Annotated in this window: 20 protein-coding genes; 11 read left to right on the top strand and 9 right to left on the bottom strand. The window is 61.7% G+C overall.

What is annotated here, in order from left to right:
• The first annotated feature begins 8 nt into the window (after positions 1-8).
• Both GTP58_RS15780 and GTP58_RS15775 read left to right on the top strand, forming a co-directional pair.
• Positions 9-905 (top strand): LysR substrate-binding domain-containing protein, encoded by an 897-nt coding sequence (locus tag GTP58_RS15780; protein WP_161078283.1) that lies wholly within the window; start codon positions 9-11, stop codon positions 903-905.
• A complete protein-coding gene (locus GTP58_RS15775; RefSeq protein ID WP_072785779.1) occupies positions 905-1,609 on the top strand; it encodes an ABC transporter substrate-binding protein in 705 nt (234 codons plus the stop codon). Before GTP58_RS15780 ends, GTP58_RS15775 begins: the two co-directional genes overlap by 1 nt.
• A 1-nt stretch (position 1,610) precedes the next feature.
• Here GTP58_RS15775 and gudD read toward each other — a convergent pair whose 3' ends face one another.
• From gudD to GTP58_RS15745, 6 genes are all read right to left on the bottom strand, one after another.
• On the bottom strand, positions 1,611-2,936 hold the full coding sequence (gene gudD, locus GTP58_RS15770) for a glucarate dehydratase (RefSeq protein WP_161078282.1): 1,326 nt from the start codon (positions 2,934-2,936) through the stop codon (positions 1,611-1,613).
• A 2-nt stretch (positions 2,937-2,938) separates the two neighbouring features.
• A complete protein-coding gene (locus GTP58_RS15765) occupies positions 2,939-5,176 on the bottom strand; it encodes a glycoside hydrolase family 3 N-terminal domain-containing protein (RefSeq protein WP_161078281.1) in 2,238 nt (745 codons plus the stop codon).
• A 3-nt stretch (positions 5,177-5,179) separates the two neighbouring features.
• Complete coding sequence (locus GTP58_RS15760; protein WP_161078280.1) at positions 5,180-7,081, bottom strand: glycoside hydrolase family 2 protein; 1,902 nt, start codon at positions 7,079-7,081, stop codon at positions 5,180-5,182.
• 19 nt (positions 7,082-7,100) lie between these two features.
• Positions 7,101-7,481, bottom strand: a complete 381-nt coding sequence (locus tag GTP58_RS15755) for a 5-carboxymethyl-2-hydroxymuconate Delta-isomerase (protein WP_072786181.1) — start codon at positions 7,479-7,481, stop codon at positions 7,101-7,103.
• Positions 7,462-9,348 carry a hypothetical protein gene (locus GTP58_RS15750; RefSeq protein WP_161078279.1) on the bottom strand — a complete coding sequence of 629 codons (1,887 nt, stop codon included), beginning with the start codon at positions 9,346-9,348 and terminating at the stop codon, positions 7,462-7,464. The genes GTP58_RS15755 and GTP58_RS15750 overlap by 20 nt, the downstream gene beginning before the upstream one ends.
• 68 nt (positions 9,349-9,416) lie before the next feature.
• The gene (locus tag GTP58_RS15745; protein WP_072785769.1) at positions 9,417-10,412 is read right to left on the bottom strand and encodes a LacI family DNA-binding transcriptional regulator; all 996 of its coding nucleotides are present in this window, start codon (positions 10,410-10,412) and stop codon (positions 9,417-9,419) included.
• An 86-nt stretch (positions 10,413-10,498) separates the two neighbouring features.
• Here GTP58_RS15745 and GTP58_RS15740 point away from each other — a divergent pair, with 86 nt between their 5' ends.
• From GTP58_RS15740 to recQ, 5 genes are all read left to right on the top strand, one after another.
• Positions 10,499-11,311 carry an NAD(P)-dependent oxidoreductase gene (locus GTP58_RS15740; protein WP_161078278.1) on the top strand — a complete coding sequence of 271 codons (813 nt, stop codon included), beginning with the start codon at positions 10,499-10,501 and terminating at the stop codon, positions 11,309-11,311.
• Between the two features lie 35 nt (positions 11,312-11,346).
• Positions 11,347-13,542 (top strand): glycoside hydrolase family 88 protein, encoded by a 2,196-nt coding sequence (locus tag GTP58_RS15735; RefSeq protein ID WP_161078277.1) that lies wholly within the window; start codon positions 11,347-11,349, stop codon positions 13,540-13,542.
• 135 nt (positions 13,543-13,677) lie between these two features.
• A complete protein-coding gene (locus GTP58_RS15730) occupies positions 13,678-16,071 on the top strand; it encodes a TonB-dependent receptor (RefSeq protein WP_161078276.1) in 2,394 nt (797 codons plus the stop codon).
• 290 nt (positions 16,072-16,361) lie between these two features.
• Positions 16,362-17,198 (top strand): undecaprenyl-diphosphate phosphatase, encoded by an 837-nt coding sequence (locus GTP58_RS15725; RefSeq protein WP_161078275.1) that lies wholly within the window; start codon positions 16,362-16,364, stop codon positions 17,196-17,198.
• A gap of 25 nt (positions 17,199-17,223) precedes the next feature.
• Positions 17,224-19,047 (top strand): DNA helicase RecQ, encoded by a 1,824-nt coding sequence (gene recQ, locus GTP58_RS15720; RefSeq protein WP_072785759.1) that lies wholly within the window; start codon positions 17,224-17,226, stop codon positions 19,045-19,047.
• On the opposite strand, the gene GTP58_RS15715 is transcribed toward recQ, so the two are convergent.
• Positions 19,048-19,494, bottom strand: a complete 447-nt coding sequence (locus GTP58_RS15715) for an STY0301 family protein (RefSeq protein ID WP_161078274.1) — start codon at positions 19,492-19,494, stop codon at positions 19,048-19,050. It abuts the gene before it with no gap.
• Between the two features lie 103 nt (positions 19,495-19,597).
• Positions 19,598-20,524: a helix-turn-helix domain-containing protein gene (locus tag GTP58_RS15710; RefSeq protein ID WP_161078273.1), complete on the bottom strand. Its 927-nt coding sequence runs from the start codon at positions 20,522-20,524 to the stop codon at positions 19,598-19,600.
• 103 nt (positions 20,525-20,627) lie between these two features.
• On the opposite strand from GTP58_RS15710, the gene GTP58_RS15705 reads away from it, so the two are divergent.
• Genes GTP58_RS15705 through GTP58_RS15690 form a run of 4 tightly spaced genes read left to right on the top strand, consistent with a single transcriptional unit; the run spans position 20,628 to position 24,332 of the window.
• Positions 20,628-21,518 (top strand): DMT family transporter, encoded by an 891-nt coding sequence (locus tag GTP58_RS15705; RefSeq protein ID WP_161078272.1) that lies wholly within the window; start codon positions 20,628-20,630, stop codon positions 21,516-21,518.
• Between the two features lie 55 nt (positions 21,519-21,573).
• A complete protein-coding gene (locus GTP58_RS15700; protein ID WP_161078271.1) occupies positions 21,574-23,355 on the top strand; it encodes an amidohydrolase in 1,782 nt (593 codons plus the stop codon).
• Between the two features lie 30 nt (positions 23,356-23,385).
• Positions 23,386-23,895, top strand: a complete 510-nt coding sequence (locus GTP58_RS15695) for a hypothetical protein (RefSeq protein WP_161078270.1) — start codon at positions 23,386-23,388, stop codon at positions 23,893-23,895.
• Positions 23,892-24,332, top strand: a complete 441-nt coding sequence (locus GTP58_RS15690) for a hypothetical protein (RefSeq protein WP_161078269.1) — start codon at positions 23,892-23,894, stop codon at positions 24,330-24,332. Before GTP58_RS15695 ends, GTP58_RS15690 begins: the two co-directional genes overlap by 4 nt.
• A gap of 1 nt (position 24,333) precedes the next feature.
• On the opposite strand, the gene trmB is transcribed toward GTP58_RS15690, so the two are convergent.
• On the bottom strand, positions 24,334-25,014 hold the full coding sequence (gene trmB / locus GTP58_RS15685) for a tRNA (guanosine(46)-N7)-methyltransferase TrmB (RefSeq protein WP_161078893.1): 681 nt from the start codon (positions 25,012-25,014) through the stop codon (positions 24,334-24,336).
• Positions 25,015-25,222 lie beyond the last annotated feature (208 nt).

Below are 25,222 nucleotides of genomic sequence, written 5' to 3'. Positions count from 1 at the left end.
ACTTAGCCATGCCCAAACTGCTGCGATCACTTTCCGGCTTGATCGATTTCGACTGCGCAGCGCGCTGGGGCAGCTTTAAACTGGCCGCCCAGGAGCTGCACAAGACACCTGCGGCCATCAGCTTGCAGGTAAAACAGCTGGAAGAAGCGCTGGGCTTCGACCTGTTCGTGCGCCATCCGCGCCACATCACGCTCACCGAAAAAGGCCAGGAAATGGCTGCCACCGTGCGCCGCATGCTCGACGAGCTGAATACCAAGGTCGCGGCCCTGCAAGGCGGCGATGAAGAAAAAATCCTGCGCATCTCGACCACGCAATCGCTGGCCATCAAGTGGCTGGTGCCGCGCATTACACGCTTCACCAAACGCTATCCCGAGCTGGATATCCGCATCGACTCCAGCGACCGTCTGGTGGACATCGAGGACGGCAGCACCGACATCGCACTGCGCACCTACAACGTGGTCCCTGGCGACCCCGCACTGCTATTCCACGACTGTCTGGTCGCCGTCTACAGCCCGTCGCTGCTGGCGCCCGGCGAAACCGAGATCACGCTGGAGACGCTGCACCGCTATCCGCTGCTGCACGAATTCACTACCGACACCTGGATCGCGCTGCTGAGACATAACAATGCCCTCAAAGGCAAGTTCAACTTTTCGCGCAGTTTTACCAACTTCGCCGTGATGGTGCAGTCGGCCGTCGCCGGCCAGGGGGTGGCACTGGTATCGCACGCCATCGCCAGCGAAGACTTGCGCAACGGCGCCTTGCGCATGGTGAACTGCGCCAGCGCGCCGTATGAACGCGGCTATCGTTTCATCGTCAGCCGCAGCAAACAAAGCATGAGCAAGATCATCCACTTCTGCGACTGGTTGCGCGAAGAAGTCGCCGAGATGCAGAAAGGCTTGAACTGATGCGCGCCGCAATGCTGGCCAGCTTGCTGCTGGTCATGGCGTCCACACACGCTATCGAAAAAGAACCACTACGCTATGTCGAAAAAGTGGATGGCATGTTGACCGCCAATCCACTGCCCAAGTCGGAGTTTCAGGACAAGCTGGGCGCAGCCCTGGCACGCCAGCTCGGCATGCCGCTCAAATACGTGGAGCTGCCACGCACGCGCGTCATGGCGGCGCTGGAGAACGGCGATGGCGACATCCTGTGCAGCTACCTGCCCGAATGGCTGCCGGGCGATGTCGACTGGACGCAAGCCTTCATTCCGATCAGCGAGGTGGTGATTTCATCACCGCGCGTGAAGCCGCCAGCTTCCTTGGCAGAGCTGCGCGGCAAACGCCTTGGCACGGTACTCGGCTTCCGCTACCCGGAGCTGGAGAAAATCGTCGGCAAGGACTACATCCGCGACGACGCGCCATCCAGCGCGCTGTCGATCCGCAAATGGCTGAACGGACGCTTTGACTATCTGGTAACGCCAACCACCGTCGTCCACCGCCAGTTCGCCGGCGGCAAAGTGCCGCACGGCGCACACGTGCTGGTGGTCTACGAAGCACAGACCCGCTGCGCCGTCTCCCGCAAGAGCAAGATCACCGTCGCCGAATTCGACGCGGCGATCAATGCGCTGGACAGGAGCGGCGAACTGACGAAGATACTGCGCCTGCGCTGATTCAGCGCACCAGGCACGGACGCTTGGGATCGAAGCGCCAGCCTGGAATCAGGAACTGCATCGCGGCGGCGTCATTGCGTGCGCCCAATCCCATCGACAGGTAGCGCTGGTGCGCGGCTTCCACTTCCGCCATATCCAGCTCCACACCGAGTCCCGGCCTGGTCGGAACATCCACCAGGCCACCAGTGATTTTCAACGGTTCCGTGGTGAGGCGTTGACCATCCTGCCAGATCCAGTGCGTATCGATCGCCGTGATGTTGCCCGGCGCTGCCGCTGCCACGTGCGTGAACATCGCCAGAGAGATGTCGAAGTGATTATTGGAGTGCGAGCCCCAGGTCAGCCCCCATTCATGGCACAACTGCGCCACGCGCACCGAACCTTGCATGGTCCAGAAATGCGGATCGGCGAGTGGGATATCCACCGACTGCAGCTGCACCGCATGTCCCAGCTCGCGCCAGTCGGTGGCGATCATATTGGTGGCGGTAGGCAGGCCGGTGGCGCGGCGGAATTCCGCCATCACTTCGCGGCCTGAATAGCCATTCTCCGCACCGCATGGGTCTTCCGCGTAGGCCAGAACATCGCCTTTATCGCGGCACAGGCGAATCGCATCCTTGAGCAACCAGCCGCCGTTCGGGTCCAGTGTCACGCGCGCATCCGGGAAGCGTTCGGCCAGCGCGGTGACGGCTTCGATCTCGTCTTCTCCGCGCAGCACACCGCCCTTCAGCTTGAAGTCCTTGAAGCCGTAGCGCTCATACGCCGCTTCGGCCAGCGCCACGACAGCGTTGGCGTCCATCGCTTTCTCATGACGCAGGCGGAACCACGCATTGTCCGCATCCGGCTCGCTGGCATACGGCAGATCGGTGACCGTACGGTCGCCAACGAAGAACAGATAACCCAGCATCGGCACCTGCGTGCGCTGTTGGCCGTCGCCCAGCAACGCCGCCAGCGGCACGCCGAGGTGCTGGCCCAGCAGATCCAGCAGTGCACATTCAATCGCCGTCACGGCATGGATAGCGATGCGCAGGTCAAAGGTCTGCAAGCCACGGCCTTCGCTATCGCGGTCGGCAAACGCAGCACGCGCCTTGTTCAGCACTGCATTGTATTGGCCGATGGACTGACCGACGATGAGCGTTTTCGCATCTTCCAGCGTGGCGCGGATTTTCTCGCCGCCGGGAACTTCGCCAACACCGGTATTGCCGGCGCTGTCGGTCAGGATCAGCAGGTTACGGGTGAAGAATGGCGCGTGCGCGCCGCTCAGGTTGAGCAGCATGCCGTCGCGGCCCGCGACAGGAATCACGCGCATGGCGGTAATGGTAGGCGTCGTCATAATCAGTTCAGTTTAAGAGTGCTTTCAAGGCGGATGTCATCCGATGCGCTGCCGACCATGAGTTTGAAGTCGCCTGCTTCCGCGCCCCACGTCAATTGGCTGTTGAAGAAGGACAGCGTATCGCGGTCAATCGTGAAGCTGATACGTCGGCTCTCCCCCGGTTTCAGGCGCACCTTCTCAAAGCCCTTCAACTCTTTCAAAGGACGCACCACCGACGACACCATGTCGCGCAAATACAGCTGCACGATTTCCGTGCCCTCGACCTTGCCGGTATTGGCCAGGTCAAAGGACAGCGTCACCTTCTGCGCACCGTTCATCAAGGGACTGCTCAGCGTCATACCGGAATATTTGAACTCGGTATAGCTCAGGCCATGACCAAACGCATAGCGCGGCGTGTTGACGGAATCGATGTAGGCCGATTTGTAGACCACGTTCTTCTCGTCTGTCACCGGGCGACCAGTGTTGTACTGGATGTACGACAGCGGAATCTGTCCCACGCTGCGCGGGAAGGTAATCGGCAGCTTGGCCGATGGGTTGTAGTCACCGAACAGCACATTGGCGACCGCGTTGCCGCCTTCGCTGCCCGGGAACCACGCATAGACAATCGCGTCCGCCTGGTCGGCAATCGTATTGAACACCAGCGGACGTCCGGCCAGCATCACGACAACCACTGGCTTGCCGGTCGCCTTCAGCGCGTTGAACAGCGCCTCCTGCTGGCCAGGCAGCGTGATATCGCTGCGGGACTTGGCCTCGCCACTCTGATCCCACGTCTCGCCGATGGCCAGTACGACGACATCCGCCGCTGCGGCCTTCGCCACCGCATCGGCAAAGCCTTCGTTGCTGGTGCAGCCCGGCGCACACGCCTGCGCATAGCTGATCTCCGCCTTGCCCGCATGGCTACGCATGCCTTCGAGGATGCTCACTACTTTGGCACGCTCGCCCTGCACCACCCAGCCGCCTTCCAGATCACGCTGCGAATCGGCCAGCGGGCCAATCACGGCAATGCGCCGGGCCTCGCGCGACAGTGGCAACAGCTGGTTCCCATTCTTCAGCAGGACGATGGACTTCTGCGCCACATCCAGCGCCGCAGCGCGATGCGAGACATCACCCAGCACGGTCTTCTCGCGCGCGGCGTCCGAATAGCGGTAAGGATCATCGAACAGGCCCAGTTCAAATTTCTTGTACAGGATGCGGCGCACGGCGTCATCCAGGGTAGCCATCTTCACCTTGCCCGTTTTGACTGCGGCTTCCAGATGCTGGCTGTAGGCGTAGCCTTCCATGTCCATATCACTGCCGGCATTGATGGCCTTGACGGCGGCATCGGACAAATCGGCCGCATACCCATGCGGCACCATCTCGCGCACCGAACCCCAGTCGCTGACCACAAAGCCCTTGTACTTCCAGGCGCCTTTCAGGATATCGCGCTGCAGGAAGGCATTGCCGGTGGCAGGCACGCCATTCAGCGTATTGAACGAATTCATAAACGTCGCGGCGCCTGCGTCCGCAGCAGCCTTGAACGGCGGCAGATAGGTTTCAAACAGCTGCTGGTTGCTCATATCTACCGCGTTGTAGTCACGACCGGCAATCGCCGCGCCGTAAGCGGCGAAGTGCTTGGCGGTGGCCATCACGGAATCAGTAGCGCCTAGCTGCTTACCCTGAAAACCATGCACACGCGCGGCGGCAATGCGCGAGCCAAGGTAAGTATCTTCGCCCGCACCTTCCATCACACGGCCCCAGCGCGGATCGCGCGCCACATCCACCATCGGCGCAAAGGTCCAGTGGATGCCGGCAGCTGCGGCCTCCTTCGCTGCGATGTGGGCGGACAGCTCAATCGCCTCCATATCCCAGGAAGCGGATTCCCCCAGCGGCACAGGAAACACGGTCTGATAGCCGTGGATGACGTCAAGGCTGAACAGCAGCGGAATCTTCAACCGCGATTGCAACGCCAGCGCCTGAATCTCGCGCGTGTCGGCGACGCCTTTGACGTTCAGCATGGAGCCGACTTTACCGGCGCGGATATCGGCCAGCTTGTCCGCATAGGCGCTGCTGGTGGGGCCAGTGAACTGGCGACCCGACAGTTGATGCAACTGGCCGACTTTTTCCGCGACCGTCATCTTCTTCATCAGCTCTGCCACTTTGCGGTCAATCTGCGCATCCTGCGCGTTCGCAGCCATGCCCATGGCAAGGGTAGCGGTACCAATTGCGAGCGACAGCGCGCGGTGTGTGATGGGATTTTTCATGGCTTATTTGTACTGCTGCTGTTTTTGTTCGTAATACGACTTCAGCGTGTAGAAGGCCTGCTTCTTCTTGCCAGTCTCCGAGATCAAGCCTTTGCGATTCCAGAAATCCTGGAAGTAAGGATGCGGGCGGCGTGGCGAACGGAAGTCCGTCAGCACCCACGGCGTCATGCCACGCAAGCCGGGAATCGCATCCAGCAGCTTGAAGGTATTCTTGTACAGCTGGTCCTGATACTCCTCGCTCCACTTGGTATCGCTGTCGGCATGATAGCCGCCCAGCGCGTCGGCGCCAAACTCCGTCACCAGCACCGGCTTGTTGTAATTGACCTTGAAGGAGAACTTCAGCATCTCCTTGTTGTTGGACCAGTACCAGCCGGCGTATTCGTTAAAGCTGGCCAGGTCGATCTTCTCGGCCAATGGATCTTCCACCGTCACCACATCGCCAGTGCGATGCACCTCCAGCGCCGCACCAACCAGGCGCGTACGGTCCAGCGCACGCACCGTGTCCGCCAGCTTGCCCATGAACGCGTTACGCGGTGCACTGACTGGCGTCTCGTTCCCGATAGACCAGATGATGACACTGGCGCGGTTTTTGTCGCGCACGACAAGGTCGGTCAGCTGCTGCGCCGCGTTGGCGTAGACTTCCGGCTTCTCCCACGAGATGGTCCAGTACACCGGCACCTCGGCCCACACCAGAATGCCCATTTCGTCGGCCAGCTTGATCATCTCCTCGCTGTGCGGGTAGTGCGCCAGGCGGACATAGTTGCAGTTCATGTCCTTGGCCCATTGCAGCATCATCCGCATATCGCCCTCGCCGCGCAGACGGCCCGGTATCAATGGGTTCTCGTCATGCAGCGACACGCCGCGCAGGAACACGGATTTACCGTTGAGCAGAATGTCATGGCCGCGCGTTTCAATCGTGCGCAGGCCGATACGGTCATTCAGCTTGTCCGTCGTGCTGGCGATGCTGACGTTATACAGCTTGGGATCTTCCGGCGACCAGTAGCGCACCTTGTTCTTTGGCAGTGCGAGGTTGACGACCGCACGGCCATTCGCGTCCGTGTGCACCACCGTTTTTACGCCCAGCTCCGCAATCGATACCGTCACGTCCTGCGTCCGCTGGACACCGGCCAGCTGCACGTAACCTTCAATGCGGCCCATATCGCCTTTGGCCAGCTGGATCTGGTAATCCTCGATATAAGTGTCCGGTGTTTCAGCCAGCAGCACGTCGCGCGTGATGCCACCGTAGTTCCACCAGTCCGTATTCAGCGTCGGAATATCGTCCTGATGACGCGTGTTATCCGCTTTGACCACCACCGTGTTCTGGCCATTCAGCAGCCGCCCCGTCACCTCAAACTGGAACGGCGTGAAGCCGCCCTTGTGGCTGCCCAGCTTCTTGCCGTTCAGGTAGACATGGGCCTCGTAATTGACCGCGCCGAAATACAGGAAGTAACGCTTGCCGTCCTTGGGCGTGGCGTTGAACAGCTGGCGCATCCACACCGTGCCTTCATAGTTTTCCAGTTTGGCGTTCTGGGAATTCCAGTCGCCAGGAATCGCCAGCGTCGGCGAACCTTCAAAGCTGTATTCAACCGCATCGTCCTTGCTTTTCGGTTTGCGGTCATCATAGAAGCCACCGGCGCCACTAGGCGACTGGTCGAACGGCTGATGGCGATAATTGTAGAAACCTGTTTCGTATGGATCGACGATGTAACTCCAGCGGCCATCCAGCAGCAGATGCTGGCGGCCATAGATGTTCTGCAGCGTAGGCGACTGCCTGGCCAGTTCGGCGCGTTTGCCAGCGCCCTGATTGGCCAGCGCCTGGCCCGGCGCCTGGTCGTCCTGAGCGCCCACCGCGAAACTCGCGGCCAGACAACTCGACAACAACAGCAGCTTCCACACTTTATGCATTCATCGTCTCCTGAAATTTTTAGTTGGTGAATTTACCTTCGTACGCCGGCGGCGCCGCATCGATATGCAGCGTCAGGCGCAGCGGCAGTTTGTCCATGACCGGCGCCAGCTGCTGCCTGGCTTCGGCCAGCACCGCATCGCCTATCGCCTGTACCAGCTCTTGGCTGCGGCCGGGCGTGATACGCATATTGAGGTAGACGAAGGCCCGGTCCTGCTCTCCATCCGCCACCGCATACTGCGCCGACGGATAGGCCAGCACGCGCGTGCCATACAACGGGAACACCAGCGCGCCAGCCGCGTCCTTCAACGTCACCAGCGTGTGCGACAGCGCCTTGCACAGGATGCCGACATCGGTATGCGCGTCCAGATTCGCAGTGTACTCAATTTTCAGATGCGGCATATTTGATCGTCCACTTGATGGTCAGCGGCTCCTTCATGGTCAGCTTGCCGGTGCTGCAGGTGACGAGCGTCTTCATCGGGCCATAGGGCGCCATGAAGTTCTTGTCGCCGTTGGTCGGCGCCGCCTGGCATTGCTGCAGGCCGCTGACGCTGTATTCCTTCACATCGCCCTGCCTGAACGTGACCGTGTTGCCGTTCAGCGTAGCCTGGTCCGAGAACGACGCGAATTCCAGCGTGACCTTGTCTACCTCCTGCGTCCCCACCGGCGTGTAAACGTCCGTGCGGGTCATCATGCCATGTTCCAGCGTGTACGCGGTTTGCAGCTTGATGCGCGCATCCTTGACCGGTGAGCGTTTGCCCAGCCGGTCCAGTTCATCCTGGCGATAGGTGACCGTGTAACGCTGGCCATCCTTGCCGGTCTTGATATCCTTGATCCACGCCGCGCCGATCAGCTGCGTGCCGTCAGCCATGGTGAACTTCGGCAGCAGCTGCGGATGTGCACCACCGCTGTCCGCCACGCCAGAGACGATGCCCGGTGCGAAAGGCAGCGGATAGTAAGGGCTGTTGTCATGCTGGCTGATGCCGCCGTTAATCATGTTCAGACTGACGACGTGCTTACCATCGCGGAAGATGGCCAGCGCGCGGTCATACTCGCCCTGCGCAAACGTGGTGGTGCTGAACTGAGGACGGTTCTTGTCCAGCCATGCCTGCAAGTCCGCCTTCGGCTGCACATCCTTGAAGCCCGCCTTGTTCCAGGTATCGTTGGTGTAGATCAGCTGATGCAGCAGCGAGAAGTTCTCGCCCAGGATGCGGTGCTTGCCGCGATAGGTGTCCGTGCGGCGCCCCTTGCCCCACATATCCAGCGAGTGCATGGACGGGTCGTACCAGAAGTCCATATAGCGCGCAGCCACGCGTGAGGAGAAGGCGTAAGCGTACTGCTTCTCTTCCAGCGTCAGCACGTCGAGGTAGGCCGATACGGACAGGATTTCCACCAGTGCTGTTTCACCATATGGGCCAAGACTGCGGCCAAAGCTGAAGCCATCGCCAGCGGTGTTGGCCACATTCAGCGCGATATCAGCGGCCTTGCGCAGCAGGCCTTTGAGTTCATCGGTCGGTTGCAGGCCGGTTTCCAGGAAGCGCTCGCAGATCTCGGCAATCAGCAGGATGCTGTAGCGGTCAAAGCGTCCCTCGCCATCCGTCTCGTCGGAGAAGCCGAATGTGCCGGAGTACTTCTTGTAATGCGTGAGCATCTTCTCCAGCAGTACCTTGCCCGCGCTATCGTCCTCCCAGCCCATCAGCATGCGCAGGCGCGCGATGCTGAATGCCACGCCGTAGTAGTTGGTCGGCAGGCTAATCAGATCCCACTGCGGCGTGACAAAGGTGCGCCAGTCCAGTTGCTTGCGCAGCTTCTCCAGCGTGGCCGGGCTGACGGCACGTTCCAGCAGGCCAGCCTCCTTGAGCTTCACCAGCGTGCCGATGTAGTAGTAGATGCCCCAGGTATGGTTATCCATGCCGACCGTCATATCGGCGATTGCTCGGTAATCCTTGAGCTTCTGCGCCAGCGACGGATCATCCTTGGCGGTATTCAGCAGCACATGGCCCAGGCCTGCCGCCACTTTCCCTGGCAAGAACTTGTCGCCGCTCTTGAACGGCGACGCGCCATCCAGCACCATGCCCTCCTTTTCCGCCACCAGCTTCTTGAAGAAGAAGTCCAGCTGGGTGTACGCGTTGTCCTGCACGATGCGGTTCATCGGCGTGGTGGACAGCGGCGCCACATAGCTGGCAGGAGATTGGGCAAGGACTGCGGAAGCAGGCGCAAAAGCCAGCAAGATGGCCAGCGCAGAAGAGTTCAGGCGAAGAAAGGTCATGTGGTGTCTCTGATTTTTGGAAAACGTTTTACAAATATGGTATGTGATTTTTCTGCCGAGGTAAAGCACTAACGATTATGGTTGCTGGTCGAGTGCCGCAAGACCAGCTTGGGCTCGATGATATTGGCGTGATCGGCGTCCTTGCCTTCGATCTGCGCAATCAGCTTTTCCACCGCCGCTGCGCCCAGCCGTTCGCTTTGCAGATCGACCGTGGTCAAAGGCGGCGAGGTATAGCTGGCAAAGGCGATGTTGTCGAAACCGGCGACCGAGATATCGCCCGGTATGCGGAAGCCCAGTGTCTGCGCGGCCTTCATGAACCCCATGGCCATCAAGTCGTTGTAGCAGATCAGCGCATCGGGATGCTGGGCGCCCAGCATGATGGAAGAGCTCATGCGCTCCCCTTCCTGCGCCGACGGTGCAGTGGCGTCATACACTTCCAGCGACAAGCCCACGTCGGCCAGGCAGTCGCGGATGCCGGCCAGCCGCTCCTCGTCGCGGCGCGACTTGGAAAACCCAAGGTAGGCAATGCGCTTGTGGCCCAGCGTGACCAGGTGCCGCGCCAGCATGGCTGCACCGCGATGGTCGTCGCCCGCCACCCACGGAATATCGTGCTGCGTCAGGCGGCCGAACAGCACCAGCGGCTTGCCCAGTTCGACCATCCAGTCCATCTCCGCTTCCGCAATCCGCGTGAAGACGATCAGGCCATCCACGCGGCGGCTCAGCGCCTCCAGCAGCGGACGTTCGCGGCCAGGATTTTCCTCCGTATCGACCAGCAGCAGATTGTAGCCATGCGCCTGCGCGACACGGTTGGCGCCCTTGACCACACTGGCAAAGTGCGGATTCGCCACATCCAGCACCGACAGGCCGATGCTCTGCGTGCGGCCGGTAATCATCGACTGCGCGAGCGGATTGGAACGGTAGCCCAGCTCCGCGATCACTCTGGTAATGGCCTCTTCCACCCCCGGCGAAAAGCGCTGCGTACCGTTGACAAACTTGGACACCGTCGCGGTGGACACGCCGGCGCCGGCGGCCACGTCGCGAATGGTGGGAACGGGCTTTTTCATGAATCGATTGACCTCGAAGAGAATTTCGTTATACTTGCGATTAAACGTTTAACCACAATACCTTTACCATCCCATAAAAGCAACCCATGACCACTACAAAACCTTTCAAACGCATTCTGTTGACCGGCGCCGGAGGCGGCCTGGGTTCCATCCTGCGCGAGCGCGCCAAGGAATGGGCCGATATCGTCCGCCTGAATGACGTCAAGGATCTAGGTCCGGCGCGCGAAGGCGAAGAAATCGTGATCGGTGATCTGGGCGACCGCGACAAAGTCATGAGCATGATGGAGGGCGTAGAGGCCGTGCTGCACTTCGGCGGCATTTCGGTGGAAGACAAATTTGAACCCATCATGAACGCCAACATCCTCGGCCTGCACCATCTGTACGAGGCGATCCACAAGTGCGGCGTCAAGCGCGTGATCTACGCCAGCTCCAGCCACGTGGTCGGCTACTACAAGACCACGGACCTGGTGGACGCCCACATGCCGCTGCGTCCAGATGGCTTCTACGGCATCTCCAAAGCGTTTGGCGAAGCGCTGTCGCGCTACTACTACGACCGCTTCGGCACCGAGACTGTCTGCCTGCGCATCGGCTCCTCCTTCCCCGAGCCGAAGAACAGCCGCATGATGGTGACCTACCTGGCCTACGACGACCTGGTGCAATTAATCAGCCGTTCGCTGTTCACGCCGCGCGTGGGCCACACCATCACCTTCGGCACCTCGGACAACGCCACCAAATGGTGGGACAACAAACATGCATCGCACCTGGGCTATGCGCCGCAGCACAGCTCCAGCGAGTTCGCCGGCAAATTCCCGGACAGCGCCGACTATCCCGAAGCAGGCGATGCCACCACGATTTACCAGGGTGGCCCGTTCGTGACGGCCGGCCCGATGTACAAATAACGCATAAAAAATATATCCACCACGGAGACAACTGCATGACATCGTCGCACCTGCGTATTGCCGTACTGGCTGCCGTAGCAGCCATGTTCCAAGCCGTACCTGCCATTGCAGCTGAAGCACCGGCCGCGCAAGCAGCCGCACCATCGGCCGCCATCAATCCCAAAGCCGTGCTGTTCACCATGGAGCGCGTGGCCGACTGGCAGCTGGCCAATCCCAGCAAGCACCGTCCGGACGACTGGACGCAGGCGGTAGGCTACAACGGCATCATGGCGCTGGCGAATATCTCCGGCAGCAGCAAATACCGCGATGCGATGATCGCCATGGGCGAGAAGAACAACTGGAACCTGGGTCCCAACCACTATCACGCGGACGACCACATCGTCGGCCAGACCTACGCCGAGCTGTATCTGCAAACCCATGACCCGAAGATGATCGCGCCGCTGCGCGCCAGCTTTGACGACATCCTGGCCAACCGCCGCACCGGCACGCTGGACTTCACCGTCAAGGGCAACCAGGACCGCTGGTCATGGTGCGACGCGCTGTACATGGCGCCACCGGCCTGGCTGCGCCTGTGGGCCATCACCGGCGACCAGCGCTACCTCGACTTCGCCATCAGCGAATGGTGGGCGACTTCGGACTACCTGTACGACAAGGAAGAGCACCTGTACTTCCGCGACTCCAACTACTTCGACAAGCGCGAGGCCAATGGCAAGAAGGTCTACTGGAGCCGCGGCAATGGCTGGGTGATGGGCGGCCTGGTACGCGTACTGCAATACCTGCCCGAGAACCATCCCGAACGTCCGCGCTTTGTGCAGCAGTACAAGGACATGGCCGCCAAACTGCTCACGCTGCAGCAGGCAGATGGCCTGTGGCGCGCCAGCCTGCTGGACCCGGACACCTATCCGATGAAAGAGTCGAGCGGCTCGGCGCTGTACACCTACGCGTTTGCATGGGGCCTCAACCAGGGCCTGCTGGATGCCAAGACCTTCAAGCCTGCGGTGCAGAAGGCCTGGAGCGCGCTGGTCGCCAACGTGCAAAGCGACGGCAAGCTGACCCACGTGCAGCCGATCGGCCTGGCGCCGAAAGTGTTTGACGATAACCTGACCGAGGTCTATGGCGTCGGCGGCTTCCTGCTGGCGGGCAGCGAAGTCTATCGCATGGCAGTGCTGGACAAGACCAGGCCGCAAACCGTCAGCGTTGCCAATCCGACCAACGGCGTGCGCGGCGACGAACTGGCGGAAGTCCGACTGGGCGCCGGCATCAAGCAGCCCGTCGTGATGGATGCCGCCACCTCGGCCATCATCAACTCGCAGGTGATCGGCAAGCAGCTGCTGTTTCCGGTGAACCTGGCAGCGAACGAAACGCGCCGCTATCTGGTGCTGCCGGCCAGCCGCCTGGCCGCCGTGCCACCGGCTGACGTAAAAACCCATGCGCGCTTTGTGCCGGAACGCCTCGACGATTTCGCGTGGGAGAGCGACCGCACTGCCCACCGCGTCTACGGCCCCGCCATCATCAAGGATCCCAAAGAACACTTGATCAGCAGCGGCGTTGACGTCTGGGTCAAGAAGGTACGCACACCGGTGGTCGATAAATGGTACAAGCGCGGCGAGTACCACCACGATATCGGCGAAGGCCTGGACTTCTACGACGTCGGCCAGAGCCGCGGCTGCGGCGGCACCACCGTCTACGCTGACGGCAAGCTGCACAACTCGTCCAACTTCACCCAATACAAAGTGCTGGCCGACGGCCCGCTGCGCGCCATCTTCGAACTGACCTACGGCAGCTGGGACGCCGGCAACGGCCGCAGCGTCTCGGAAGTGAAGCGCTACTCGATCGACGCCGGTTCCAACATGACCCGCGTAGAAAGCCGCTTCGCCAGCAGCAGCAAGGTGCCGCTGACGGTTGGCGTGGGCATCGTCCACCGTGACGGCGAAGGTAGCCACAACACCGAAGATGGCGCCAACCATTTCAACAGCTACTGGCAGCCGCCGCACGGCGACGATGGCAGCATCGGCTGCGCCGTCATCCTGCCTGCAGGCGTCAGCGGCTTTGAGCTCGTCGACAAGCAGATGCTGACGCTCGGCAGCGCACAACCAGGCCAGCCCTTCGTCTACTACATGGGCGCCGGCTGGAGCAAGAGCGGCGACTTTGCCGATGCCGCCGCATGGGACGCCTACGTGCGCGGCTACGCCCAGAAACTGAAGGCGCCGCTGCAGGTCAAGAGTCAATAAAACCGGACCGCTGGCCGTCTGCGCGACGGCCGGCGGATTTTTTTAAACCAGAAATGGAAGCGCTACCATAACCTAGTTTCAGCACCACGCAGCACACCATAACAGCTATAACATCGACAACACAGGAGACACGATATGCATTCGAATCAACCGAAAGTCCGGCGCATCACCGCTTCAGTATCCCTTGCTTTACTTGGATATGGTAGCGCTGTCATGGCCCAGCAGGCCGATAACGGCAAACTGGAATCCGTGATCGTTACCGCCAACAAGCGCGCGCAGAACCTGCAGGACGTACCGGCCTCCATCACCGTCCTCAACGACGCCGTCCTGCAGCGCGCCAACGTGCGCGACCTCGAAGATGTACCGGCGCTGTCGCCAGCGCTGACGCTGTCCTACGGCACCCAGCCGGGCAACTTCAGCATCAATATGCGCGGCATCGGCACCTTCTCGCTGGGCATCGGCGTCGAGGCCGACGTCGCCGTGATCGTCGACGACGTCCCGCTCGGCATGCAGGCCGGCGCCTTCAAGGACCTGGCCGACGTCGGCCGCATCGAAGTGCTGAAAGGCCCGCAAAGCACGCTGTTCGGCAAGAGCTCGATCGCGGGCGCCATCAACATCACCACCAAGCCGCTGGGCGGCCCATGGAAAACCAACGCCACCACCTACGTCACCAACGACCACGAATGGCGCGCCGGCTTCAGCACCGGCGGTTCGGTGTCCGACACGCTGCGCGTGCGCCTGGCCGCCAGCAAGACCAGCTTCGACGGCACGCTGAACAACCTCACCACCGGCAAAAAGCTCAACGGCAGCAAGGGCGACAACCTCAGCGGCAAACTGGAATGGCAACCGCTCGACCAGCTGACCCTGACGCTGACGCCGCACTACAACCGCACCGAAAAATTCTGCTGCTCGACCGCGTTCACCGCCATGTCGCCGGGCGCGCTGTACCGCAATGCGCCGCAGCTGCCGCCGTCGGTGGTCCTGTCCGGCATCACCATCGGCCCGGACAACCGCGACGTGCGCAACGACTACCCCACCGGCGGCAAATTCCACGATGCCGGCACCGGCGTCAAACTGGACTGGGCGTTTGACGACAACAGCCCGCTCAAAGGCCACACGCTGACCTCCATCTCGTCCTACAGCAAATACCATATGGACGACTACCAGGACAACGACAACACCGACGTCGACATCCTGCCCTTCCTGCTGCTGCCCAACGGCCAGCCGACCGGCATGCACGGCGGCCTGTACCAGTATGGCTACTTTGACGTCAAATCCACTACCCAGGAATTCCGCCTGACCTCGCCGGACAAAGGCGCGCTGCGCTACGTGGCCGGCCTGTGGTACGGCAAAAACAACCTGACCCGCGAACTGACCAAGGCGCCGCTGATCCAGGCCTACGGCACCGCCTATGGCGCCGACGCCTGGAACACCAGCAAAGCCATCTACGGCCAGGGCACCTGGGACTTCCGTGCCGACACCAGCCTGATCGCGGGCGCCCGCTACAACGATGAAGACACCGGCTACAACTTCCGCCGCTACACCGTGCCGCCGCAAGCGCACGCGCTGACCGAGTTCTACACCAAATCGGACACCGACAAGAGCAGCACCTACAAGCTGGGCCTGGAGCACCGCCTGAACAAGGACACCATGTTCTACGCCATGGCCTCCACCGGCCACAAAGGCAAGGCCTACGACCTGACCTCCGGCTTCACCGCCGCCACCGCCAAGCTGCCGGCCGTCGCGCCCGAGACCGCCACCAGCTACGAGCTGGGCTGGAAGCAAAGCCTGCTGGACAACCGCGCCATGTTCAGCGTGGCCCTGTTCCGCACCAACTTCAAGCACTTCCAGCAATCGTCGAGCTTCTTTGACGACGACGGCACCTTCCGCACCGGTCTGAACAGCATCGGCGGCCTGCGCACCCAAGGCCTGGAAGTCGAAGGCAGCGTCCGCGTCACCCGCGAACTGCAGCTGAACGGCAGCTTCGCCTACACCGAAGCCACGATCCAGGAATTTGAAAACGGCCCGTGCTACAACGTCGTCAACGCGGCCGGCACCGGCAGCACGCCCGGCCCGGGCTGCGCGCAGAATCCCAAGTACAACAACACCTTCGTGCAGAACCTGGCCGGCAAAACCCTGCCCAACGCGCCCAAGATCAAAGTCAACCTGGGTGGCCAGTACGACCTGATGCTGCCATCGCAAAGCTTCAACGGCTTCATCGCCGGCAACACGCGCTACCAGAGCCGCACGCAATTCTCGCTGAGCCAGGACCCGACCACCATCCAGGGCGCCTACAGCATCACCAACCTGAGCTTTGGCGTCAAAGACAAGCAGGACCGCTACAAAGTGACCTTCCTGGTCAACAACCTGTTTGACAAGCGCTACGCGACCGGCCTCAACAATGCCATCGCCAACGGCACCTGGAGCCCGAAAGCGCCCAACACGCCGATCGCCGTCAACACCACCGAATGGATGCCGCCACGCGACTTCCAGCGTTACTTCGGCGCCCGCCTCGACGTCACGTTCTAACCCCACTTCGGGGTCAGGTCCGCCATTTCTACACGAGCTCTGCCATATCAAAGCTGAGTTGGTGTAGAAAAGACGGACCTGACCCCGGATTTGCCGAGCATCTCCCTTGCGACGCTGCTTTCGGTCGCAGTTCTTGCCCCTGCGGCCTTTCGCGGGGGCTTTTTTTTGGTTTGGGCTGATTACGCTTGCGTCAGATTCAGAAAACACCGGGCTGAACATGGTAAGCTTCGACCCCGGCGCCTTCTTCGCCGCTCACTTTTCCCCAACTTCCACGTATAAATACTTAATTCATGGATATCGTTCTCGCATTGAAAGCCCTCATCATGGGCCTGGTTGAAGGTTTTACGGAATTTCTGCCAATTTCTTCGACCGGCCACCTGATCCTTGCCGAGCACCTGCTGGGGTTCCAGGGCATGGAAGAGAAAATGAAGGTGTTTGAGATCGTGATCCAGGCCGGCGCCATCTTTGCCGTGTGCTGGGAATACCGCGCCCGTATCGCCGCCGTGCTGACCGGCCTGGGCGACCCGAAGCAGCAGCGCTTCGCCCTCAATGTGCTGATCGCCTTCCTGCCAGCCGCCATACTGGGCGTGCTGTTCAACAAAACCATCAAGGCGGTGCTGTTTGCACCAGTGCCGGTGGCGCTGGCCTTCATTATCGGCGGCCTGATTATTCTGTCGGTGGAAAAACGCGCCAAGAACAATCCGGCCTCGGCCCGCATCAATTCGGTCGATGACATTACCCCGGTCGATGCGCTCAAAATCGGCATCGCCCAGGCGTTTGCGCTGATTCCCGGCACCAGCCGCTCCGGCGCCACCATCATGGGCAGCATGATTTTCGGCTTCTCGCGCCAGGTCGCGACCGAGTTCTCGTTCTTCCTGGCGATTCCAACCCTGCTGGGCGCCACCGTGTATTCGCTGTACAAGGAGCGCGCGCTGCTGTCGGCCGCCGACCTGCCGCTGTTCACCGTCGGTACGGTGGCGGCATTTATCTCGGCCTTCCTGTGCGTGCGCTGGCTGCTGCGCTATATCAGCTCGCACACCTTCACCGTATTCGCCTGGTACCGTATCGCCTTTGGCCTGGTGGTGCTGATCACCGGCTATCTGGGCATCGTTGTCTGGGCCGACTAAACTTTTGAATAGCAGTAGTAGCATCATGAGTCATCAGGAAATCAACGAACGCGCCCTCCACTTGCTGCAAACGGTATTCGGCTATCCGGCCTTCCGTGGACAGCAGGCGGAGATTGTCAGCCAGGTGGCCAATGGCGGCGACGCGCTGGTCCTGATGCCCACCGGCGGCGGCAAGTCGCTGTGCTATCAGATTCCCGCGCTGCTGCGCGATGGCGTCGGCGTGGTCGTGTCGCCGCTGATCGCGCTGATGCAGGACCAGGTGGACGCGCTGGCCGAAGTCGGCGTGCGCGCGGCGTTCCTGAATTCCACGCAAACCTACGAGGAAGCCAGCCGCATCGAACGCCTGGTGCGCACCGGCGAGATCGACCTGGTCTACGTGGCGCCTGAACGCCTGATGACGGAGCGCTGCCTGAATCTGTTCCAGGATTCGAAGATCGCGCTGTTTGCCATCGACGAGGCGCACTGCGTGTCGCAATGGGGTCACGACTTCCGCCCCGAGTACATCAAGCTCTCCATCCTGCACGAGCAGTTTCCGAATGTGCCGCGCATTGCGCTGACGGCGACCGCCGATCCGCAGACGCGCGCCGAGATCGTGCACCGCCTGCAGCTGGAAGATGCGGCGCAATTCGTCTCCTCCTTCGACCGTCCCAACATCCGCTATGCGATCGTTGAGAAGGCCAATGGCCGCAAGCAGCTGCTGGACTTCATCACCACCGAGCATGGCGGCGACTGCGGCATTGTCTATTGCCTGTCGCGCAAAAAGGTCGAAGAGACGGCCGAGTTCCTGAACGAAAACGGCGTGCGCGCGATGGCGTATCACGCGGGCATGGACCACGCGGTGCGCGCCGCCAACCAGGCGCGCTTCCTGCGCGAAGAGAACATCGTCATGTGCGCCACCATCGCCTTCGGCATGGGCATCGACAAGCCGGACGTGCGCTTCGTCTGCCACCTGGATCTGCCGAAAAGTATCGAAGGCTACTACCAGGAGACGGGCCGCGCCGGCCGTGATGGCGAGCCGGCCAGCGCGTGGATGGCCTACGGCTTGCAGGACGTGGTGCTCCAGCGCCGCATGATCGATGAATCGGAAGCCGATGAAACCTTCAAGCGCGTGCTGGGCAACAAGCTCGATGCGATGCTGGGCCTGTGCGAAACGCTGAGCTGCCGGCGCGTGCGCCTGCTCGACTACTTCGGCGAGAAGGCCGGCCCTTGCGGCAATTGCGATACCTGCCTGATTCCGCCCGTCTCCTTCGACGGTACGGTGCCGGTGCAGAAGCTGCTGTCCACCGTGTACCGCGTCGACCAGCGCTTTGCGGCAGGCCATGTGATCGACGTGCTGCGCGGGCAGGAAACCGACCGTATCAAGACCTGGCATCACGATTCGCTGTCGGTGTTCGGCATCGGCGCCGACCGCAGCGAGCAGGAATGGCGCGCCATCCTGCGCCAGGTGATTGCACTGGGCCTGCTGACGGTCGACCATGAACAATTCAGCTCGCTGAAACTGACCGACGCCGCCCGCCCTGTGCTCAAAGGCGGCCAGAAAGTGCAGCTGCGCCAGTACCAGAAGCCGGTCAAGCCACAGAAACCGAGCCGCGCTGCCAAAGGCTATGCGGAGACCGACCTGTCGGCGCAAGAACAGAAGATTTTCGACCGCCTGCGCTCGTGGCGCATGGGCACCGCGCGCGAACACAACGTCGCCGCCTACATCATCTTCAACGATGCCACGCTGCGCGAAATCGCCAAGGCCCGGCCGATGGCGCTGGACGACCTGCGCGGCATCTCCGGCGTCGGCGAGAAAAAGCTGGCGTCCTACGGCGACGAGATCGTCGCGCTGATCCAGGAACTGGATTAGTCAACGGCAGATGATCTCAATTTTCTGCGCCCCGGCTTTGGTGCTGGGGCTATAGCTCACCGAACAGCTTCGATATCCTGCCGGTAGACGTTGCGCCAAACTGATCTCTCCGGCAGCGCCTCCATAAGTGCAGGCCAGCCATAAGCCATCTGCAAATTCGTCTTCGTCAAACCGCCAAACCGCGACTGACCGCCGCCCAGTGTCGGTAACAGAATACGGTTTAAGGACAGCATGCTTTTCGGGAGGTCCATTATTAAAGCCGGCCGAGCTCAATCGAAAGTCCGTTAATACACTGGGGCGCCATTTGTCGGAAACATAGTCAACTTTTATTGTCACCGCTGGAACGACGTCCGGGCAAATTAAGGCCTGCGTCTGCGAGGCAAAAGCGCCAATGGGCATGAGTATCGTAGCAGTTATCGCCTTTAACAAAGCACTGCTCAGATGCATGGGCATCCATCTTGCCATGAGAATCTCCCTGCGGTTAGCACGAACGCACACTATCCGCGATTGGAGACAAGGAAGATTTGATCGGCCGCAGAGCCGCTATGGATTAGGCAGCGATGATGCTGCGGTAGCGGCTGGGCGAGGCGCCAGTAGCGTCGCGGAAGCGGTGGCTGAAGTGGCTCAGGTCCGCATAGCCGCAGGCGTCGGCGATTTGCTGCAAGGGCTGGCCGCTGGTCTTGAGCAGACGGCGCGCATACTCGATGCGGCGCGCGGCAATCCACGCGGATGGCGGCATGCCGAACGACAGTTTGAACATCCGCGCCAGATGGTATTCGGACATGCATGCCAGCTGCGCCAGCATGCCCAGCGTGATGTTCTTCGACAGGTGCGCCTCGATGTAATCGGCAAGACGGCGGCGCACCACGGGCGCCAGTCCGCCGCGCACGCGTGCCTGATACTGCGGCACTGATTGTGCCAAAAGAAGGTGGCTCAGGGCTTCATGCGCCACTTCGTTGGCGCGCAGCTGCGCGTCCGGGCCGTCCCACGACATCGACGTCAGCGCGGTACACAGCTGGCCGATGCGTTCATGTTCAAAATAGGTGCGGTCGGCCAGCGTCAGTTCGCGTGGCTCGCGGTCCAGTTCCACCACTGCGCGGCGCGTGAAGTGTTGGGGCAAAAAATACAGGTGCATGAAGTGCATCTGCCCGCGCACCGTCCAGCTGGATTCGTGCCAGTCCGGCAGCGTACATAAGCGCTTGGGGGCGCCATAGATGCCAGGCAGCTCCCAGCGCTCGGTGCGGTGGCCGCCATCCATGTAGTAGGACAGCGTGTGATGGCCCGGCTTGTCGTAGGAGGTTTCAGCAATCACCGTATCGCGCCGCCAGATGGCCACCGCCAGCTCGTCCCCGAGCCACGCAAAGCGCTCCAGCGTCGCATCCGTTTCCGACATGGTCTTGAAGACGGAATGCGACAGCGCCCCTTCCGGCATGGCGGATGGTTCAAGCGCGTTGGCGATGGCTGGGCGTGCATTCATGATGAGGAAAGTCTAGCACGCTGCTAGCGAGGCTGCTGGCCGCCGCCGCGAAATGCGCAATTTCAGACAAGTCGCCCCGCCGCCGTCCCGGCATGCTGGCGACATGAATATCTTCCTCTACTCTCTCACTGTCCTGATCTGGGGTACCACCTGGATCGCCATTTCATTCCAGATGGGCGTGGTACCTGCACCGGTGTCCATCGCCTACCGCTTCTGGATCGCTGCCGCCGTGCTGCTGGCCGGCCTGCTCATCACGCGCAGAAAATGGTGGCCGCCACGCCAGGCCTGGCCTTATCTTTTCGCCCAGGGCATCGCCCTGTTTTGCCTGAATTTCCTGTGCTTCTACTACGCCAGCAAATGGGTCACCAGCGGCCTGGAGGCGGTGATCTTCTCCACCGCGCCGCTGTGGAACGCCATCAATGGCCGCATTTTCATGAAGCGTCCGATCAAGCCGCAGGTGATGATGGGCGCCCTGCTCGGCCTGTGCGGCATCGTGCTGCTGTTCGCGCCGCAGATGGCCGGCCACTGGCATGACAGCCTGACCTTGTTCGGCCTCGCGCTGACCTTGGGCGGCACGCTGTGCTTCTCGTGCGGGAACCTGCTGTCCAGCCGCATGCAGTCGCTGAACCTGGGCCTGACGCCATGGCTGACCAACACCTGGGCCATGTTGATCGGCTCCACCACGCTGGGCGTCGCGGCGCTGGCGTTGGGCATGCCGTTCACTATCGATCCCGCGCCACGTTACCTCGGCGCCTTGCTGTACCTGGCGATTCCCGGCTCGGTGATCGGCTTCACCGCCTACCTGATGCTGGTGGGGCGCATTGGCCCGGACCGCGCGGCGTATTCGACGGTGCTGTTCCCTATTGTCGCGCTGACTATCTCCACGGTCTACGAGGGCTATCAATGGACGCCGCTTGCGCTGGGCGGACTGGCGCTGGTGCTGGCCGGGAATCTGCTGGCCTTCCTGCCTGCCTGGCCGCGCAGCGCGCGTTGATCGATCTGATACAAGCGAGGTAATATCTACCTTCCCATTCAGTGAGGCCGACCGCATGAAACGCATCGCCATAGCAGCAGCCCTGATCGCAGCAGCCACCGTGGCCCACGCCGCCAGCAAGCCGGCCGACACCATCTACCGCAACGGCTATGTCTACACGGTAGACGCCAAGGACAGCGTGCAGCAGGCGCTGGCTGTGCGCGCTGGCCGCATTGTCTATGTGGGCGATAACGATGGCGTTAAAGCCCTCACTGGCAAAAAGACGGAAGTCATCGACCTGCAAGGCCGCATGCTGATGCCTGGCCTGATCGACGGCCATATGCATCCGCAATCCGGCGGCAGCCGCCTGCTCAATTGCAGCCTGAATTACGAGTCGCTGACAATGACGCAATTCCAGTCGCGCATCCAGGCTTGCCTCGACAACGATAAAAAGTCAGGGCCGGATCGCTGGCTGATCGTGGTGAACTGGTTCCAGCAAGGCATGCAGCCGGACGGCGTGGAAACCACCGCCGCCACGCTGGATGCGCTCAAGACCGGACGCCCCATCATCGTGCGTTCGTCCTTCGGCCACTCGGCGCTGCTGAACAGCAAAGGCATCAAGCTGGCCAAAATAGAGCGCGATACGCAAGACCCGCCAGGCGGCAAGATTACACGCGACGACAAGGGCAACGCCACCGGGCTGCTGGAAGACGCCGCGCAGGATATGGCGATGAACCTGCTGCCGCCGCTGACGGTGGCGGAAAACCTGGCCGCATCCAAAGCCGCACTGGCGGCCATGCGTCAGCAAGGCATCACCAGCTTCCTCGACGCCTACACCGATCCGGAAACCATGACCGCCTTCGCCAACCTGCACCAGCAGGGCAAGCTGACGGCACGCGCGCACTTCGCCGTGCTGATCGATCTGGACAAAGGCGCGACGCCGCAAAGTGCGGTGGCCGAACTGCTCAAGCAGCAAAAGCAGTTCGACCAGGGACCGATCAAGGTGGCGCCATCGATGCAGGTACGCCACGCCAAGCTGTTCATGGATGGCGTGATCTCCGCGCCCGCCTTCACGGGCGCCATGATTGAACCTTACCTCGTCAACAAGGGCACACCCGAGAAGCCGGACTGGCAGCCCGGCAGCAGCAACGGCCCGGCAAGCTACTTCGCGCCGGAAGCGCTGCGCACCACGCTCAAGGAACTGGCCCGCGCGCACATCGATCCGCACATCCACGTTGACGGCGACCGCGCCGTGCGCGAATCGCTGGACGCCATCGCCGACCTGCGCGCCACGCCGGAGGGCAAGCACGTACGCCCTGCGCTGGCGCACGACGAAATCGTTGACCCGGCCGACTACAAACGCTTTGCCCAGCTGGACGTCACGCCGGTACTGTCCTTCCAGTGGGGCAAGCCGGCGCCGGACACGCTCGGCGCGCTCAAGGACTTTATGGGACCGCGCCGCTACGCGCTGGTGGAGCCGCAGGCGCTGCTGCTCAACGCCGGCGCGCGCATCGCCTATGGCAGTGACTGGCCGGTCGATCCACTCGACGAATGGTTCGCGCTCAAAGTCGGCGTCACCCGCACTGCCGCGCCGGATGCGGGCAAGGAGTACGGGGGCACGTTGACCGGGCAGCCAGGCCTGCCGCGCGCCGCCGCGCTGCGCGCGATCACGCTCAATGCCGCCTACACGCTGCGCCAGGAAACCCAAACCGGTTCGCTGGAAGTGGGCAAGCTGGCCGACCTGATTGTCCTGGACCGCAATTTCTTCACCATCCCGGCCGAGGACATCGCCAACATCAAGGTGCTGCAGACCATGGTGGGCGGCAAAATCGTCTATCAGTCCAGGGACATGCGTTAAGATGTCGGCCTTTGTATAACACCAGACGCCATGCAGCTGCTTATTTCCCTGCTCATCATCTTCGCCACGGCGGCGGTGGTGTATGCCATCATCAAGACCAATCCTAACCAGCCCAAGCCTTTGCCACTGCCGACCGGCGTGCCGTATGAGCCCAAGCTGCCGGACAGCGCCCCCGCGCTGCACTGGTCCGACGGCGGCCGCTTCATGGTCGAGGTGATGACGGAGTCGCGCTACCAGCCGACGCTGAAGGCGCTGGCCGGCGATCATGGCGACGGTGCCGCTGCAGCGCCCTACGTGGCGACGCTGATGCCGGATGACCACAACGCCTACGAAAACGAGGCGGTTGCCGTATTTATCGACAGCCGCATGGTGGGCTATCTGCCGCAGAAGGCGGCCATCAAGTTCCGCGAGCTGCTGCGCAAGAAGGAAGTTGCGGGCCAGCTCAGCACCACCGATGCGCAAGTGCGCGGCGGCGCGCTGTGGCAGGACAAGCGCCTGCAATACGCGGTGGTGCTGGACGTGGAACCGCTGCAGAAATGAACGCGCGCCTGCCCCGCCGTGCCACCGTGCGCGCCGTCACCGCGCTGAGCGCGCTGATCTCGCTGGCCGGGGCGGCAACGGCCGCCGAGCCATTGCTGATCCACTACAACGACCGTCCGCCACAGCACTACATGCAGCGCGGCGTGCCGCAAGGCCCGGCCATCGCCCGGATCAGCGCCGCACTCAGCACCGCCAACATTCCCTACGCCTTCCGCAACACGCCCGCCAAGCAGCAGCTGGTGCTACTGCAGGCCAATGACAAACCCGCCTGCATGCTGGCGTGGGTCGACATTCCCGGCCGCGACCGCGTGGGAAAATTCTCGGACGTGATTTACAAGGATGAACCGCGAGGCTCCGAACGCCGCCTGTGGTGTACCAACGCGACGCCGGATGAGACGATGCAGCGCCTGAACGCGGCGCTGCACCAGCAGGAATGACTTACTTCTTGGTGAACACCAGATCCCACACGCCGTGGCCCAGCTTGAGGCCGCGGTTTTCAAACTTGGTCAGCGGACGATAAGCCGGCTGCGGTGCATAGCCATCGGCCGTATTCTGCAGGCCCTCTTCTGCACTCATCACTTCCAGCATCTGCACCGCGTAGTCTTCCCAGTCGGTCGCCAGATGGATGTAGCCGCCCGGCGCCAGCTTCTGCACCAGATGCTTCACGAACGGCGCCTGAATCAGACGGCGCTTGTTGTGGCGTGCCTTGTGCCACGGGTCAGGGAAGTAGATATGCACGCCATGCAGCGAGCCATCCGGGATCATGTGGTTCAGCACTTCCACCGCATCGTGCTGGATCGCTTTGAGGTTGCTCAGATTCTGCTCGCCGATCAGCTTGAGCAGACTGCCCACGCCCGGCGTATGCACTTCCACGCCGATGAAGTCCTTCTCCGGCATCACCCCCGCGATGTGCGCGGTGGTGCCGCCCATGCCAAAGCCGATCTCCAGCACCACTGGCGCCTTGCGCCCAAACGCCTGCTGGTAATCCAGCGGCGCCTTGGTGTACTCAATCAGGAACTTCGGTCCCAGTTCCTCCAGCGAACGCGCCTGCGCGGTCGACAGGCGGCCGGCACGGGTGACGAAACTACGGATGCGGTGTTCGGTCGGGTCGTACAGCATGGCCCGCGCTGGGCCGTCTTTAGGCGTATCGGAAGACATGGTGGGAAATCAGGAGAAATTTATTGAGGCGGCATTATATCAGGCTTGGGCGGCCACTTTTTCAAATCGATTGACACCCCGATGCAGTTGAGGTCTAATCATCACACCAGCTTGAAATCGTTTTCAAGCGCAGCAATGGCCCTGCCAGCACCCGTTAATCCTACCAAAA

This window comes from Duganella sp. CY15W, assembly GCF_009857555.1.
GTDB classification, from domain to species: Bacteria; Pseudomonadota; Gammaproteobacteria; order Burkholderiales; family Burkholderiaceae_D; genus Rugamonas; species Rugamonas sacchari.
Note: the sequence above shows the minus strand (reverse complement) of the source record. Positions and strands in the feature narration are given on the sequence as shown.